The sequence below is a fragment of the Enterobacter sp. UNJFSC 003 genome, assembly GCF_036903355.1.
Taxonomy (GTDB): Bacteria; Pseudomonadota; Gammaproteobacteria; order Enterobacterales; family Enterobacteriaceae; genus Enterobacter.
In genome coordinates this window covers 1-328 of the sequence record NZ_JBAKHK010000080.1, presented here as the reverse complement: position 1 = coordinate 328, position 328 = coordinate 1, and the positions used below count along the sequence as shown (strand labels likewise).

At 50.6% G+C, this 328-nt stretch carries 1 protein-coding gene; it reads right to left on the bottom strand.

Annotated elements, in window-relative coordinates; translation table 11 throughout:
• Window positions 1-239, bottom strand: a 239-nt coding sequence (uspB, locus tag V5P19_RS23180; RefSeq protein WP_117033844.1) for a universal stress protein UspB, incomplete at its 3' end; no start/stop codon positions are given.
• Between the last annotated feature and the right edge of the window lie 89 nt (window positions 240-328).

The window sequence follows — 328 nt, the reverse complement described above, 5'->3', positions numbered from 1 at the left end:
ATAAATTCATCATCGTGATGATCGCGATAACGTTGGGCATAGATATACCAAACGAGACGCACCTGTTTGTTGGGTTGGCCATGTGAGGTAAAAAAGCCCCCTCCATCAACATATTGATAGAGCAATGGATCGCAGTTACGCAGTACCACTAACAACGCGCGTAGTGATGAGAAATAGCGCGCCATGTTAACAATGCAAACGACACATAAAGCCCAAAATAATGCGACGGTGCTTATCATACCTCCTCCCCGGCGACCTGCCCGCGGAGTTCCACCCCGGGGCTACCGCTCCCGATACGCTGCCAATCAGTTAACACCAGGTCCTGGAG